The organism is Blautia massiliensis (ex Durand et al. 2017), from assembly GCF_051861785.1.
GTDB lineage: Bacteria > Bacillota > Clostridia > Lachnospirales > Lachnospiraceae > Blautia_A > Blautia_A luti_A.
In genome coordinates this window covers 2065412-2081466 of record NZ_CP146725.1, presented here as the reverse complement: position 1 = coordinate 2081466, position 16055 = coordinate 2065412, and the positions used below count along the sequence as shown (strand labels likewise).

Sequence of the window (16055 nt, the reverse complement as noted above, 5' to 3'; positions counted from 1 at the left end):
TTTTGAATTATTTTATTTATTGTGTAGTATACCCAAACTCATTCCGGACTAAACAGAAGTTTGACAGTAACAGTACATCGATTATAAAGTCCATCAACTCAGCATAAACTTCCAGTTTTATTTGTTACCAATCAGACTATATATTTTACGCCATAAAAACGTACCGAGAAATGAAGTTTCCATTTATAGATATTTTGCTGAAATTGTTCTGATTTATCATAATCTTGAAAATTATTCTATTTTCTCGGTATAGATATATTATCTTTTATGGAACCTTGCATACTGCTACATAGACATCAAAATCCCTTGCTTTTACAGCATTTATAGCATTTTCGAATTTTATCTGAACACCAAAAACATTACTATTATTATCAAGCGAATAAAAGCATCCGCAAACGCATTCGCAGTTCTACACTGAATAACTGCTTCGCGATTTACCAAAAGGAATACAAGCTGCCCTTCCCTGATAAGAAGCAGTTCTTCAACCACTGCTTATCATTTCTTGCAATTGAAGCAGAAAATCAGGGGATCTCCTGATTCGCGTCAAACAAACAAAAGCATCCGCAGTTGCTACACAGCCCTACACCGAATAACTGCTCCGCAGTTTATCAAGATTTGCTTATACTCTTCCTGATACAAGCAAATCCCCAACCGCTACTTATTGCAATCGAAGCATGGTATCTCCTGATTCGGTTAAAAACTATATCATCGCTACCGTAAAGCGCCTATGAGTTATCGTTGTTGTGAAACGTTTTTTAGTTCAAGCGGATAAAAGCATACTCTTCGTTACTGCTCATAGCCTAATAACTGCTTCGCAGTTTATCAGGAGAAGCGTAGTTTCCTTCTAATACAGGCAAGTCCCCAACGGCTGCTTATTGCAGTTCGCAATTGAAGCAGGTGACTTACTTGATCTGGTTAAAATCTATATTAAACCTACCATAAAACACATAAGCACGAACTACAGCTGTTTTTTATTTCTGCACTTGTCAAAGATGGGTTATGACTCTTTATTCTTAATCTGTCTTCGGATGTTTCACGTGAAACATCCGAAGACAGATTATCAAACCAATATTCATAATTGAAACAGGGGACTTACTTGATCCCGTTAAAAAATCCATCAACGAAATCGATCAAGGATACGGTTTGACTTGTAACTGCAAAGGTACTGAACAGTTACGAATACATTATAAAATCAATGTGAAATGTCAAAAAAAATACTCCAATATATTCTCTCTGGCATTATCTGTATCACGGAAGCATGTAAAAAGTACAAGAAACTCCATCCACAAAATAATGTGGCTGTTGTCTTTATACTTCGCAAAAACATCTATATATAGCAAATGGAAACTTCTTTTTTTTCAGAGTGTTTTTATAGTGTGAAATGCATATAGCTCTCGACAAAAAATATAATATTACGAAACTAGAATTTTCGATTTTTGTTTATTTTATTATGTTCACGAAAGATTTACGCATTTATTTCATTTTTCTTCCAATCCTGTTATATATTCGTTATGTGCATGTTAACTGAAGGTTTTTTCAAGCATAGTTTCTTTTTGTAATACCCAATATAAAATATATCTGAACAAGGTTCCGGCATGGAACTGGTATAAAATAAATTTCACTTAATAGGCTTTTTTCTTCTAAATCAATCCGAAAAAACGCTGCCTTGTCTTCCTTTTATCCCAATCATGCGGATAAAACTCTCTGCATTCGGTGTATAGTTTTACACCGAAGAGCTTTTTTACAGTTTATCAGGAATAATACAAGTAATTTTCCACCCACAGCTTATTGTTTTTCATAATCAACGCAGACGACTTTCTTTATTCGATCAAGCATCATTTTACGCGTTTAAAGTAGAGACCGATCTATATTTTATTTTTATCATATTATGATATTTTTCTTTTTAGCGCATGTGTGCAGGCGCACATTTCTGTATTTTACAGAGTCTTATATTTACTTTTTATGTAAAGTACATTTTATTGTACTTTATTATTAAAAGTACTATAATTCGTACTTTATTACTTTTTCATTCGTAAATATCCTATTATTTCTATTTATTATACAGCATTTTCTTCTATAAAGTCTTTTTTATTGTACTTAGTATTTGTGTTTTAATTATTTTTGTAGTCGTTTTATTATCATTATCATGCTGTGAGCTTCGCAGAAACAGTCTCTTATATCACTCTATAAAATCCCCCTTATTTTTTCGCCTTACTCTCCGTTTTTTTATATAATTATATCTTTTTACTATATTCGCTTAACTTATTAATTTCCCGTCCAGTGCATAAAAGCATCTGACCGGAACTCATAGGAAATACTGATGACCGTATCTGGTAGCTTACCTTCAAGTACACAAACATATCTACCCAACTTTGGATCAATCAGATAAAAGCATTCTCTACGCAATTCTACACCAAATAACTACTTTGCAATTTATCAGAAGGAGCCAGTGCTTCTCCTGATACAAGCAAGTCTCCGCCCACTGCTTATTGCTTTTCGCAATTGAATCAGGAGACTTACTTGATTCGTGTCAAGCGGATATTCGCAATCCGCTTCGCTACCTGCTCATAACCGAATAACTGCCTCTCAGTTTATCAGAAGGAGTTTTCACTTCTCCTGATACAAGCAAGTCCCCACCCTCTGCTTATTGCTTTTCACAATTGAATCAGGAGACTTACTTGATTCGGTTAAAAACGCTTCTTCTCTTGCCTCATTTTCCCCTGAAATGCTATAATCCATAAAGAAAGCATTCGCAAACTCCCTGCAGTTTGCGTCTAGTACATCGTTTCGTAAATAACTATACCAATCGCGTAAGATGTGGATTCGAGTGTGCAGGTATAAAAAGCGCAGGCGCAGCGGGCTATGCTGAGGCTTTTAGACCTGTGCGATTGAATTCGCAGATAAGTGATTGGCATAGTTGTTTCAAAGACGATATACTAATCATCTATCATCTGATCGAAAGGAATATTTTATACATGAACACCACAAATAATCGCAACGATTTCTATAAAGAACAATTAGACAAGACTTTAAATGGCAATGAAAAGATCGAAACTGCCATTGCAGCACTCCAAAAAGAAGCAACCGAAGAAATGCTTGCTCATACTCTCACCGTGATCCGTCACAGAATGCAGGAGCAGGCACAGCTGATCATTGCTGTAGAACCTCCAAAAGGTGATGGAAAAATTTCTCTTCATGCGATCAAAACCAACGATGGAAAGCAATGGTGGGCTGCATTTACCAGCTTCGACGAAGAATTAAAAGGCAGTGATAAGATCATGTCCACATTTACCGCAGATATTGATAAGATTTTTGCTTCTGCATTGCAAGAGCCGTCTGTTGAGGGAGTAATTCTCAATCCATGGAACCGCACACTGATGCTGAACAAAACTCTTATCAACATCATCCTCGGCAATCCTGTATAGCATCAGCTCTGTCGGATAACAAGTCCAATGTTTCACGTGAAACACTTGGTATTTTACTGAAGTATAAAAGCATTCCAGCGGATAACAGCATCCGCTTCGCTACTTGCTCATAACCAAATAACTGCTTCGCAGTTTATCAGAAGGAGCTTTTCCTTCTCCTGATACAGGTAAGTCCCCACCCTCTGCTTATTTCTCTTCGCAATTAAAGCAGGGGACTTACTTGATTCGGTTCGAAATCTGATTTCTATGTATCATGAAGCGTATTGGCGATGCTACTGTTCACTGATAATATTCCGTAAGTTTTTTTTATAAACGAAGGTCGCAGAAAGCCCGAGACCATACCGCACCAATTTATGCGATCAACATAAATTCTTTGCATTGCAAAGCGCGTTACTGAAAGCAGAACGAACAGCAACTTAGCGATCATCGCCAAGAACAGAATGGACAGTAGCATCAGCATACAATAACAAGGTTAGGGTTCCTACAAAAGCATTGTAAATTCTTCGTTCCTGTCGTATAATAAAGCAAAGAAATATTCAGAAAAAATCAGATCAGATACCTGAATTACGTTACATCTGCCCTGATTATTTTTACGAATTCCAGGAGGCTTTTTAATGAAGAAAAATGGACACAGACTACTTACTCTTGCAGCTTTAGTCGGAACTGCCGCAGGTGTTATTCATATTGCTAACCGTTTCATAGATGCCACATCTCAGCTTAAAGATATGCTGGAACAGCCACACAGCAAAACCTATGGCTGGCGTTTTGGAAAGATTTTTTATACAAAACAGGGACATGGTGGCACCCCTATTCTTCTTATTCATGATATCATGCCAGGTGCTTCCGGTTATGAATGGAATGCCATAGAGAAGCAGCTCGCAACCGAACATACAGTTTACACCATTGATCTTCTTGGATGTGGACGTTCCGAAAAACCGGATATTACTTATACCAATTTTGTATTTGCTCAGTTACTCTGTGATTTTGCCAAGAATGTGATTCGTGAGGAAACCGATGTTATTGCCAGTGGTTTCTCAGGTTCTTTTGCGATCATGGCTTACCGTAACAATTCTGACCATTTCCGCAAGATCATGCTGGTCAATCCACCAAGCTTCAGTTCTCTGAAGCAGGCACCTTGTAAAGACAACAAGCTCTTTAAGTATTTTATCGAGCTTCCGATTTTCGGAACTCTGATCTATCATATGGTAGCTTCCCGCGAATCCATCAGCAGTCTGTTTATGGAAAAGCTGTTCTACAATCCCTTCCATGTAACAGATACGCTGGTAGACACCTATTATGAATCCGCTCACAAGGGCGGTTCCAACGCCAAATATCTGTATTCCAGCTACATTGGCAAATACCTGAATATCAGCATTAATAATGCCGTAGAATCTTCCAATGCATGCATCTATATTATTTCCGGAGAAAAAGAAGCTTCCGCTTCTCTTATCGCAGAGGAATACCAGAAGCTGAATTCTTCCATTGAAACCGCTGTGATCCCGGAAACCAGACATCTTCCTCATCTGGAAGATCCGGAACATTTCCTGGAACAGGTAGCTATTTTCCTGTAAAAACAACTTATGATCCGGCAACAAAAACAAAATTTATCTATAGTAATTTTGGAAATCAACGCATCAAAAGTACATTGTTCATGTTCGGAGCCATTGAGCTCCATACAGTAATTTGTGGAAATGCTATAAGCCAACAAAAAGCCAATAAAAAAGAGTACTGTTTCACGTGAAACATGAGTTTTCCCTCAAACAAACGTGAAACAATACTCTTTATTTTTTACCAGACTCACAGCATGCATCCGGACATTTCTCTTATCTAAGTGCCTGCTCCAGATACATGTGTGTTGTATTATCGATCAGCTTATGTGTCAGCTCTGCCATATGCTGTGTACTCTCCTGATTCTCAGAAGACAGCCATGTCTTGATCATTCCCACGCATCCATTCAGACAAAACGCATACGCATACTCAATATCACGGTTGTCCTTCGGAAGACGAACTGACAAGCGATGCAGCACCGTATCTGCGATCAGTTTTTCTATACGATTCACAAAAGCCATATCTCCATTCTTTCCAAGAAGTGCGATACAAATATCCTTATTATGATCCAGGATCGTAAATATCTGCTCAATAAAAGAATACGAGCTCTCCTTATTATTAAGAGGATCCAGAGGATAGTCTGCCACCAGATGCGTGATTTCCTCCATCAATTCAGCCTCTATGGATTCCAGCATCTGATAGATATCTGTATAGTGAAGATAAAATGTGGAGCGGTTGATATCAACTTCTTCCACCAGTTCCTTTACCGTAATTTCCTTAATACTCTTCTTCTGCATAAGACGGGCAAGCCCCGCTCGCAACTGTGCCTTGGTCTTACGTACTCTTCTGTCAACTTTTTCCGCCATCTTAATTCCCCCCTGCAATTCAAAAAAGCAAGCACGTTTCCTCCGCCTCAATCACCTGTTACTTACGATACTCTGCAACGGTCATACAAAATGCATAATGCATCTTCAAACGAATAAAAGCATTCGCTTTCTCTACGCCGATCTGCATGATACCAGATATCTGCTGTTGTTAAGAATTGACAAGATCAAAATTGTTAACGACGCCGGCCTACACGATACCAGATATCTGCTGCATATTTGTGTTGAAACATAGGAATCCTGTCTGTATTTAATATTACCAACTGCACATAAATTCAAAGTAAATAAAGTACTTTTTGTCTATTATGCAGTTTTTTATTTGTAATAGACACTTCCATCATTTCCGTCTATTAATATACATTCAGTAAATATTTAATGGTTGTATCTGTGGTATGTGTTTAGTATAATACATCACGTAAAGAAAATCAACACTTTGTTTGATAATGGAGTATTAAGCTATTAATAGATCTCGTCACCATTACTGGAATAAAGTTTGATTAATCAACTATGTTTGATAATACAATTTAATAAGAAAGGGATAGGTAATATGATCAAAAACGAATGGAAAAGCTTACTTCGTAACAAGCTCATGCTTATCGTCGTAATCGCCATTATCGTAATCCCGATCATCTATGCAGGTCTGTTTCTGAAATCCATGTGGGATCCTTACGGAAACGTAGACAGCCTGCCAGTGGCCGTGGTAAACGAAGACAAACCTGTCGAGTATAATGGCAAGACCTTAAGCATAGGTAAGGACATGACGGATGAGCTGAAAGACAACGACTCAATGGCATTTAACATTGTAGACAGCAAGACAGCAGAGGACGGTCTGGCCAATGGAACCTATTACATGGTTATCAAAATTCCGGAAAATTTCTCCGCAAACGCAGCCACTGTAATGGACAACGATCCAAAGCAAATGGAGCTATCCTATGAGACAAACCCTGGAACCAACTATATTGCCTCCAAGCTCAGTGAAACAGCAATGCTGAAGCTTCGTGATAACATTGCTTCCAAGGTGACGGAAACCTATACAGAAACCGTTTTTGATTCTATCTCAGAAGCAGGTGACGGAATGCAGGAAGCTGCAGACGGATCCGGAAAGATCGAAGACGGACTGAATACAGCAGCTGATGGTAACAAAACAATTACCAAAAACCTTAAGAAGCTTTCCACCAGTACTCTTACTTTCGTAAGCGGTGCTGACAGTCTCACCGAAGGTCTTAAGACCTACACCGATGGTGTTGCAAAGGTTAACGATGGTGCAAAGAGCCTGGACGATGGTGCAGATCAGCTGAACAGCGGCGTTGCAACCCTCACAGAAAAGGTTCCTGAACTGACAACCGGTGTGGATACTCTGGATAAAGGTGTTCAGCAGTACACCGCTGGTGTGGATGAGCTTAATAAAAATTCTGATGCACTGAAATCCGGTGCAAGCAGCCTGGAATCCGGTGCAAACCAGCTGAACAGCGGCGTTGCAGCTCTGACAGAAAAGGTTCCTGAGCTGACAACCGGTGTAGATACTCTGGATGAAGGTGTTCAGCAGTACACCGCTGGTGTGGATGAGCTTAATAAAAATTCTGATACACTGAAATCCGGCGCAAGCAGCCTGGAATCCGGTGCAAATGCATTAAGTGCAGGTATTGATACTCTTTCCGACGGAGCAACACAGTATGTAGCTGGTGCTGACACTCTTGCAGATGGAACCACCACCTATGTGGCTGGTGCTGGCAAACTCGCAGCCGGTGCCAAAGAGCTTGCAAAACTTGAAGACGGACTCACAACAGTTTCCAATGGTATCTCTCAGCTGAATACCGGTGTTACCAAAGGAACCGATGACTCACAGTCACTGATATCCGGAACACAGCAGCTGGAAAACGGACTGAAATCCCTGAACGATAAGGTTTCTGCTCTGAAAGAGGGAACAACACAGGAATCCATCAACAAGCTTGCAGCCGGCCTTACTTCCGCAAAGGATGGTATGGACACAGCCGCAGCTGGTATGAACAGTGCTGCAGCTGGTATGAACAATGCCGCAGACGGAATCAACAACGCAGCCGGATATATCACTCAGGCCGCAGGCATCACAAGTCAGACCAGCAGCAGTATCACAGACAGTCTGATCCCTGCTCTCCAGAATGCAGGCACACAGTTCTCACAGGTAGGTGATCAGGTCAGCAGCATCCTTACAGGATACGGACAGCAGACAACGGAAGCACTTACTGATGCAAATACCAAGATCGGTACTGCCGGACAGACAATGACCGATTTAGCAGCACAGCTTCAGGCGATTCAGGCAACCGCTTCTGAGGACGGAACCATTTCCGCAGCAGCTCTGAATGATGTGATCAACGCTTTAAACAGCGTAGCCGGTGGAATGACTGGCGTGGACGGTTCTTACATGAGCAGCTATTCTGATCAGGTTTCACAGCTTGCAGCTGGTGTATCCGGTCAGCTCTCTTCTACTCAGGAAAATCTGAATGCTGTTACTTCCAAGCTTAACGAAGCAGCTTCCGGACTGACTCAGATCTCCGGAGGACTGACTCAGGGTGCCGGCACACTTTCTGAGGGTGCCACAACCATGACAGATGGTGCAAACCAGATGAGTGCAGGTGCCACAACCATGAGCGCAGGTGCAGAGCAGTTATCTGCAGCTACAAGTCAGCTTCCTACAGATCTGATCGCTCAGCTTTCTGCAGGTGTTACCCAGCTGTATCGGGGTGCACAGGCTGTAAACACAGGAACCAAGAACGTTTCCGCAGGACTTCAGTCTCTGGAAGACGGCACAGTCGAAGCCTTCCCGGCTGCAGCAGCAGGAATCAAAGCTCTGAACGATGGATTTGACCAACTGACATCTTATGATAAGCAGCTCAACAACGGTGCAAAGAATCTGAAAACAGCCGGCAAACAGATCACTGACGCACTTCCGGATATCAAATCCGGTGCAGGTCAGCTGGCAGATGGTTCTAAGGCACTGACAGATGGAATCACAACTTACACCGATGGTATTGCTAAGCTTTCCGAAAACAGTGCTGCTCTTACAGACGGCACCAAGAAACTGGCAACAGGAGCCAAGGCTCTTTCCAGCGGTGCTGCTACTCTTGCAGATGGAACAAAAGCATTAGCCGATGGTTCCGGAACACTGACAACCGGAATCACAACCTACACCGATGGTGTTGCTAAGCTTTCCGAAAACAGCTCCGCTCTTACAGACGGTACCAAAAAGCTCTCAACAGGAGCCAAGACCCTTTCCAGCGGTGCTACTACTCTTGCAAACGGAACTAAGACATTAGCAAACGGTACCTCAACACTTCTCAGCGGTACCGAGAAGCTTGTAAGCAACAACAGCACACTTAACAATGGTGCAAAACAGCTTGCAGATGGCGCTGCCCAGATCCAGAGCGGTTCCTCTCAGCTGTATGATGGCTCCAAGAAGCTTGGAAGCGGTATGAAAGAACTGAAGGACGGTTCCAAGACACTGACCACAAGCCTCAGCGATGGAGCTACCACTGTAAAAGACAATTCAGCAAGTGATGAAACGATCAAAATGTTCGCAACTCCTGTTGTAAACGATGAAACAAAACTTACCGATGTCCCGAATAACGGACACGCAATGGCACCTTACATGATGTCTGTAGGCCTCTGGGTCGGCGCACTGGCATTCTGCCTGATGTATCCTCTGGCTCAGTATAAGGGCAAACTGAAATCCGGTTTCGCATGGTGGGCAAGCAAGGCTTCCGTCCTTTATCCGGTAGCGATCCTTCAGGGAATCTGCCTGATCCTGCTGTTACGTGCATTTAACGGATTCACACCTGCAGAGATGGGCAAAACCGTACTCTTCGCCTGCCTGACATCAATGACCTTTACCTCTATCATGTACTTCTTCAACATTACTCTTGGTAAAGTAGGAAGCTTCCTGATGCTGGTATTCATGGTCGTTCAGCTTGCAGGATCTGCCGGAACTTATCCGGTTGAGATTTCACCTTCATTCGTTGCAAAGATCCATGCATACGTTCCGTTTACTTATACGGTCTATGCATTCCGTGCAACGATCAGCGGTGGCCGGAGCATTACCACTTCCATTATTGTAATGGCTGCACTGTTAGTGATCTTCACGATCCTGACGATCCTTCAGTTCAATCACATGACCAAGAGAAAGAAAGCAGAAAAAGTTGTTCTCTTCGACTGGCTGGAAGAAAGAGGTCTTGCATAATACTTAGTTACTGACAGAAGCTCCCCCGAACCTTCTGTTAGATATAGAAAAATTAAAACTGTACAGTTGCTCAGATGAGCTTCTGTACAGTTTTTTTATATTGTCCTCGTCAATTCTCCACGCTACAATTATAGCAGTTACAGAAAATCAAGCGGATAAAAGCATCCTCATTTGGTTAGATCTGATCAGGTAAATCCCTGCACAGTTACGCAAATCAAGCTGCGACAATTACAAAAACTTACCTGCAACATAAAATCTACGCATACATAAGAGACTTACATGCAACAAAAAATTCACGCATACACAAGAGACTTACATGCAACAAAAAAATTCACGCATACATAAGGAGGAAATCTATGAAAAAGAGAACAACCCAACTGCTATCCCTTATGATCTCCACTGCCATGATCGCCAGTACACCGTGCCTGACCTATGCAGCAGATTTCAGTTCAGAGACATTCCTGTCAGATTCAGAAGAAGCGGCAATATGACTTCTCAGATCTACTCACAAACCGGATCTCTTTCTGACTGCAAGCCTGCGGTTTTCAATGGAAAAGCAACCTGGTATGTTACCGATGGCTTTAAACTTACTTTTTATCAGATTAACTCCGATGGAAGTTTTTCTTCCGAAATCGGTCACATGAACACCTGGAAACCGGAACTAAATACCGTATCCGCGCATACCGCATCACAAACGGTAAAAAAATATACGGACCGTATTCATCTGTAAGGACCGTAAAATAACAGCAACATAAAAACACCCCGGAAAATCCTGATCTGTGTGGTGTCTCCGAATATCTGATCATCAAACGGATATTCGGAGATCACCTTATTGTTTGCGGATCTCCGAGGTGTTTTTATTTATTTTCTTAATATTTTATTTTTCCGCCTCAGCGGTTGGTGTTGCTGTGGCTTCTGTCTCTGTTTCACCGTTTACCATGGTTTCATATGCATTGAACATTTCTTTTACTGTCATTTTGTTTACAAGAAATACCTTGTCTCCAACGACAGCTGCATAATAGTTTGTGTCATATGTGTAGAAGGTAACGGTTGTCTGGTTCTTGTCAGAGTCTGTGAATACAGCGGTCATCTCCGGATCTGCAGCCGGTGTATAAGCGTCTGTCAGTCTCTTCTGTCCTGCCATGTTTATCAGCTTGTTGTAGAAGGTGGTAAAGGTTGTACTTTCTATTTCCTTACCATCCAGCTGATAGGTTGTTGTTTCTTTTTCGTTTCCGTCATCATCTGTGGATGTTTCACGTGAAACATTTACAGTACTTGTTGTTTCACCGTAAGTAACCTGGAGCTGATCCAGATTTTTTACAGACAGATAATTGACAATCAGTGACCAGAGATCTGACGGCGTCTTGTCAATAACTGCACTCAGTGTATCCGTTGACATTGTATAGATCTGTTTGTTATCTACCGTTACATATCTGCTGCCATCTCCTGCCTCATCACCAACATAAATGACAAGCTGTTTATCCACTGTGGTTGTCTTGCTGTCTGCATCTTCTGAGCTGCTGTCCGTGTCAGCGCTGTCGCCGCTCTCAGAATCGCTCTCAGAGGCCGTAGAATCGTTTTCTCCGGATTCTGTACTGTCTGTGCTGTCATTCTTCACCTTTTCCTGATAATCCACTGTAATCGTCGCATAGGGCTTATCAAGGCCATACTGGGAAAGATCCTCTGCATTGTAGTTTACAAACTGGTCAAATGCAAAGCTTCCAAGTCCGGAGGTTACATTTCCTGCTGCCGTTGTATCGGCAGACTCTTTATCGCTGTTTCCGTCACCGGAAACATCCCAGGTAGCTCCGTCGGAATTTTCTTCCAGGACATAGGAAGCTTTATCCTCGCTGACCTGGACCTTTTTCACTGTGGAAGGATCAATTGTCGGGAAATCTTCTCCCTGTGCGTAATCGTAAAGGGAGTTCATAAACGGAGACACTGTGTCCGCTGCCACTACATATACCGTGCTGTCATCATCATCTCTGGAAATGTAATACTGATTCGTAGACGTATTCTCATCTCCGATGTTGAATTTCGTTGTCCCATCAGCGGTATCAATAGTTACTGTGTTAGATGGGGAATCCAGTCCGTATTCCGTAAGATCCTCCACATCCTCCAGAACTCTGTCCGCTTCCACCGTTTCGATGGCGGAAGCTGCGGAATCCAGAGTTGTCTGATTTACAGGAAAAGCAGTCTCATCCTTTTTCACCCAGGAATCATCTTTTTTCTCAAAGGTCACTTCCTTCTTGTCTACGATAAATTCCAGGGATTTAATGTCATCCTTTTTCACGGAAAACACTTCTGTTTTGCTTTCCTCTTCGCTGCTGCTCTCTGTCTTTTCTTCTTTGGATACGTAGGTGTTCAGTCCCACATAAATGCCGCCGAGAACTGCCAGAACAACAACTGCTGAAACAAGTTTGGTCGATTTTTTCATTATGCTTTTCTCCTCTTAAGCCAGATCAGGAATCCTGCAACAAGGAACACTCCCGGGATCAGACCAATGGTACAGATCTTCCAGAAGGCTGCATCATAATCGGTTACTGTCAGGCTTGTGGACTCAAGGCTCTTGGATGGAATAGAAACGGAATTACTGTCGTCTGTGCTGGTCATCCAGTTTAAGGACTCCAGAAGGAGCTTTTCATTTCCGCCGGATACCATCTGGTTCACCTGGCTCTCCATCAGATTTGCTGTGGAGTAGTAAACGATCTGTGTTTCCTTATCATCATCCAGTTTCTCAGTGATGGCAACACCAAGATCAAACGGTCCGTCTACATCTCCGTCTTCCTTTTCGATATTGCTGCTCTGCATATTTGTTTTGGAGTAAGCCTTGTCAGAGGTTGTCAGGATACTGTCGATGGTTACGGTATCTCTCACATCATCTGTTTTCTGAATGCCCTGCGCATACGGTGCCAGTACGTAGGAGCCCGCAGAAGCTGTCTCAGAGCTTGCATCTGTGCTGTTGACTGTTGGTACAAGATAATATGGCATCTGCATTCCATAATGCTGATTATCACCCTCAAATACGATTCCCTCGGCACACTTTACACCATAGTTTTCAAGAACCGCATCAAAGTTCGGCAGATCATCCTGTGTATAATCCGAGAAGATCATAGCTTTTCCGCCTGCCTCCAGATAATCCAGGAGCTCTATTTTTTCTTCCTCGGAAATATCGCTGGTCGGAGATACGATCATCAGGCAGTCTGCATCATCCGGAACCTTTCCCTCTGTGAGAAGGTTCAGCTCCTTGATATCAATATTTGCTTTCTGGATATCTTCTTTAAAGCTGGAATCCAGATCTTTTTCTCCGTGTCCGGATAAGGTGTACATGATCGGAAGATCCTCGGATGTCACATAGCCGATCGCACTTGTGATCTGTCCTTCTCCATCAAATCCGGTAGTAGTCTGCTGCCAGGTATTATAGTCTACTGAAGAGGAATACATATCGTTGTAATTGATAACCTTGTTTCTGTCGCCGCAGACTACAATCAGGCTGTTTGACGCAAGATCATCGGTTGTATATTCCGATGCAAATTTCGGATTTACAACCGGGTCTTTCACCTCAACTTTAATATGCTTGGACTCATCTTTATAACGTGAAAGCAGATTGGAGATCGTGTCGTCCTCAGAACCGCTTGCCGCGATCTGATAAATGGTAACATCCTTATCCAGTGCCTTCAGTACCTTCTTTGTTTCATCACCAATGGTGTAAAGCTTGGATGAGCTTACATCCAGCTGTGAATATTTGGATGGGATCGCACCGACGATCATGTTGATCACAACCACGATCACGATAAAGACAGCTGCCATAGCCATGCTGTAGGAACCATTTTTGATATGTTTTTTGCTGATGGTGCCTACCAGCTTTTTCGGATCCGGTTTATGTTTCTTTTTGCCGGAGTCCTGTGCTGTCTCCGGTACGGCTGCCTCGCCTTTATTTTTCTTAAATTTCTCACTGAATTTCATTTCCCTTCACCCCCTAGTTCCAACGTCTCTTCTGAATGGACTGCATGGTAAGGAACAGGCAGATCGCAATAACAGAAATAAAATAAACGATTCCTGTCACGTCAAACACGCCGTTTGTAAAATTATCATAATGTCCGCTCAGGTTAAATACGTTCAGTACCTTCTGGATACCGCCCTGGAAAATACTGGATTTTACAACGTATACGATCACAAGGGCAATCTCTCCCACAGCTCCGATCACTACAGAGATCAGGACATTTTTGATCATTGTATAAATGATGATAGCGATCGCCACGATCAGAAGTCCGAATGCCACTGCGGTTGACATGGAGGTCTGTGAAAAGAATGAGGAAATTCCGTTCATCATATAGAAGGCGAACAGGAATACAAACGTAAGTACTGCTGCAATTACCTGACTTTCTGTAAGCGCTGACATAAATACACCGATCGCCAGATTCGCGCATCCCAGAAGGAAAAATCCCAGGATCCCGGTGTATGCGGAAGCATAGGAAATCGTTCCGAACTTACTCATGATCAGAGGATAAACGCACATGATCACGACCGGAATGACAAACACAGCTACCAGTGCAAGATATTTTCCAAATACGATATCCCATACAGATACCGGTGCGGTCAGAAGAAGCTGATCCGTTTTCTGCTTGCGCTCTTCTGCAAGTACACGCATGGAAAGGATCGGCACACCGATCAGGAACACAAAGGTCAGTGCGCTTAAGGTAGTTTCAAATTTTGAATAGCCGCCTGAAAGCTGATATGCGGAAAAATAAATTCCGGTCAGCACCAGGACAAAAAATATGAAGAGATATCCAACCATGGAGGTCAGATAGCTTTTCAGTTCTCTTTTAAAAATCGCTGTCATGACTGATCCCCCTCTTTCTCATCAGAAGCCTTCTCTGGTTCCCCGTTTTTTTCTTCCTGCGTTTGTTCTTCTTCCAATGATCTGTCTTCTACCGGTTTCCACTGTGAGCTTTCCGGTTTTCCGGCGGATTTTTTCTCTCCTTCGGTAAGCTCAAGGAATACATCCTCAAGGGAAACTCTCTTAACCTGCATCTCGTAGATCGGACAGTTCGCTTTTGCCATAGCGTAGAAGACTTTTTCACGGATATCCACATTTTCCTGAATGGAAAGTTTTGTTTTCCACAATTTTTCATCGCTGTCATAGGACATTTCCACCCCGGTTACGCCTTCGATCGTTTCCAGAGCTTTTCGAATCGTGTCTTTCTCGCCTTTTACCTTCATAAGGAGGCTGTTGGAGCCTGCTGCCAGACGTTCCAGATTATCCGGTGTATCGCTGGCTACCAGCTTTCCATGGGAAATGATCAGAACATAATCACATACTGCTCTTACCTCGGAAAGGATATGGGAGCTTAGGATAACCGTGTGCTTCTGCTTCAGGCCTTTGATCAGGTCACGGATCTCGATGATCTGCTTCGGGTCAAGTCCTACTGTCGGCTCATCCAGGATGATCACCTCCGGATATCCCAGAATCGCCTGTGCAAGGCCCACCCTCTGGCGATAACCTTTGGAAAGGTTTTTGATCAGACGGTCTTTCATGTCTGTGATCTTTACCATATCCATGACTTCTTTTATCTGCTTGTCTTTTTGGTTTCTTGGGATTTTTTTCAGATCAGCCGCAAATTTCATGTACTCAAGAACAGTCATATCAAAATAGAGCGGCGGCATTTCCGGCAGATAGCCGATACATTTCTTGGCTGCCTCCGGTTCCTCCAGAATATCATAACCATCGATCATCACTTTTCCTTCTGTGGAAGCAATGTATCCTGTGATCATGTTCATAGTTGTTGATTTTCCTGCACCGTTGGGGCCCAGGAATCCGTAAATTTTCCCCTTTTCGATCTGAAAGGAAAGATGGTCAACCGCAGTATGATCGCCATACTTTTTGACCAGATTACTTACTTCGATCACTTTACTCTCCTCCTTTTATTCTCAGGGAAATACTTTTTTTAATTATCGATTTCCCATTTTATAAGATGCCAGAGG

At 42.5% G+C, this 16055-nt stretch carries 10 protein-coding genes; 5 read left to right on the top strand and 5 right to left on the bottom strand.

What is annotated here, in order from left to right; translation table 11 throughout:
- Positions 1 to 2975 precede the first annotated feature (2975 nt).
- Both V9W66_RS09955 and V9W66_RS09950 read left to right on the top strand, forming a co-directional pair.
- Positions 2976 to 3425: an SseB family protein gene (locus V9W66_RS09955; RefSeq protein ID WP_044962418.1), complete on the top strand. Its 450-nt coding sequence runs from the start codon at positions 2976 to 2978 to the stop codon at positions 3423 to 3425.
- A gap of 614 nt (positions 3426 to 4039) precedes the next feature.
- Positions 4040 to 4996, top strand: a complete 957-nt coding sequence (locus tag V9W66_RS09950; RefSeq protein WP_144092137.1) for an alpha/beta fold hydrolase — start codon at positions 4040 to 4042, stop codon at positions 4994 to 4996.
- Between the two features lie 252 nt (positions 4997 to 5248).
- On the opposite strand, the gene V9W66_RS09945 is transcribed toward V9W66_RS09950, so the two are convergent.
- Positions 5249 to 5839 carry a TetR-like C-terminal domain-containing protein gene (locus tag V9W66_RS09945; RefSeq protein WP_144092139.1) on the bottom strand — a complete coding sequence of 197 codons (591 nt, stop codon included), beginning with the start codon at positions 5837 to 5839 and terminating at the stop codon, positions 5249 to 5251.
- 565 nt (positions 5840 to 6404) lie between these two features.
- Here V9W66_RS09945 and V9W66_RS09940 point away from each other — a divergent pair.
- From V9W66_RS09940 to V9W66_RS09930, 3 genes are all read left to right on the top strand, one after another.
- Positions 6405 to 10070 (top strand): YhgE/Pip domain-containing protein, encoded by a 3666-nt coding sequence (locus V9W66_RS09940; protein ID WP_144092141.1) that lies wholly within the window; start codon positions 6405 to 6407, stop codon positions 10068 to 10070.
- A 356-nt stretch (positions 10071 to 10426) separates the two neighbouring features.
- Complete coding sequence (locus tag V9W66_RS09935; RefSeq protein ID WP_279231144.1) at positions 10427 to 10561, top strand: hypothetical protein; 135 nt, start codon at positions 10427 to 10429, stop codon at positions 10559 to 10561.
- On the top strand, positions 10558 to 10800 hold the full coding sequence (locus V9W66_RS09930) for a hypothetical protein (protein ID WP_144092143.1): 243 nt from the start codon (positions 10558 to 10560) through the stop codon (positions 10798 to 10800). Before V9W66_RS09935 ends, V9W66_RS09930 begins: the two co-directional genes overlap by 4 nt.
- A gap of 147 nt (positions 10801 to 10947) precedes the next feature.
- On the opposite strand, the gene V9W66_RS09925 is transcribed toward V9W66_RS09930, so the two are convergent.
- From V9W66_RS09925 to V9W66_RS09910, 4 genes are read right to left on the bottom strand one after another with little or no spacing between them, the layout of a single operon-like run.
- Positions 10948 to 12507 carry a DUF4340 domain-containing protein gene (locus V9W66_RS09925; protein ID WP_144092145.1) on the bottom strand — a complete coding sequence of 520 codons (1560 nt, stop codon included), beginning with the start codon at positions 12505 to 12507 and terminating at the stop codon, positions 10948 to 10950.
- The gene (locus tag V9W66_RS09920) at positions 12507 to 14036 is read right to left on the bottom strand and encodes a GldG family protein (RefSeq protein WP_144092147.1); all 1530 of its coding nucleotides are present in this window, start codon (positions 14034 to 14036) and stop codon (positions 12507 to 12509) included. Before V9W66_RS09920 ends, V9W66_RS09925 begins: the two co-directional genes overlap by 1 nt.
- Positions 14037 to 14049: 13 nt before the next feature.
- On the bottom strand, positions 14050 to 14913 hold the full coding sequence (locus tag V9W66_RS09915) for an ABC transporter permease (RefSeq protein ID WP_144092149.1): 864 nt from the start codon (positions 14911 to 14913) through the stop codon (positions 14050 to 14052).
- Entirely contained in the window at positions 14910 to 15980 is a 1071-nt protein-coding gene (locus V9W66_RS09910; protein WP_144092151.1) for an ABC transporter ATP-binding protein, read from the bottom strand. Before V9W66_RS09910 ends, V9W66_RS09915 begins: the two co-directional genes overlap by 4 nt.
- Positions 15981 to 16055: the final 75 nt, after the last annotated feature.

What these genes read in the sequence shown, in the direction of transcription:
- V9W66_RS09955 (WP_044962418.1), top strand. Translation starts at nt 2,976, where the DNA reads ATGAACACCACAAATAATCGCAACGATTTCTATAAAGAACAATTAGAC.
- V9W66_RS09950 (WP_144092137.1), top strand. Translation starts at nt 4,040, where the DNA reads ATGAAGAAAAATGGACACAGACTACTTACTCTTGCAGCTTTAGTCGGA.
- V9W66_RS09945 (WP_144092139.1), bottom strand. Translation starts at nt 5,839, where the DNA reads ATGGCGGAAAAAGTTGACAGAAGAGTACGTAAGACCAAGGCACAGTTG.
- V9W66_RS09940 (WP_144092141.1), top strand. Translation starts at nt 6,405, where the DNA reads ATGATCAAAAACGAATGGAAAAGCTTACTTCGTAACAAGCTCATGCTT.
- V9W66_RS09935 (WP_279231144.1), top strand. Translation starts at nt 10,427, where the DNA reads ATGAAAAAGAGAACAACCCAACTGCTATCCCTTATGATCTCCACTGCC.
- V9W66_RS09930 (WP_144092143.1), top strand. Translation starts at nt 10,558, where the DNA reads ATGACTTCTCAGATCTACTCACAAACCGGATCTCTTTCTGACTGCAAG.
- V9W66_RS09925 (WP_144092145.1), bottom strand. Translation starts at nt 12,507, where the DNA reads ATGAAAAAATCGACCAAACTTGTTTCAGCAGTTGTTGTTCTGGCAGTT.
- V9W66_RS09920 (WP_144092147.1), bottom strand. Translation starts at nt 14,036, where the DNA reads ATGAAATTCAGTGAGAAATTTAAGAAAAATAAAGGCGAGGCAGCCGTA.
- V9W66_RS09915 (WP_144092149.1), bottom strand. Translation starts at nt 14,913, where the DNA reads ATGACAGCGATTTTTAAAAGAGAACTGAAAAGCTATCTGACCTCCATG.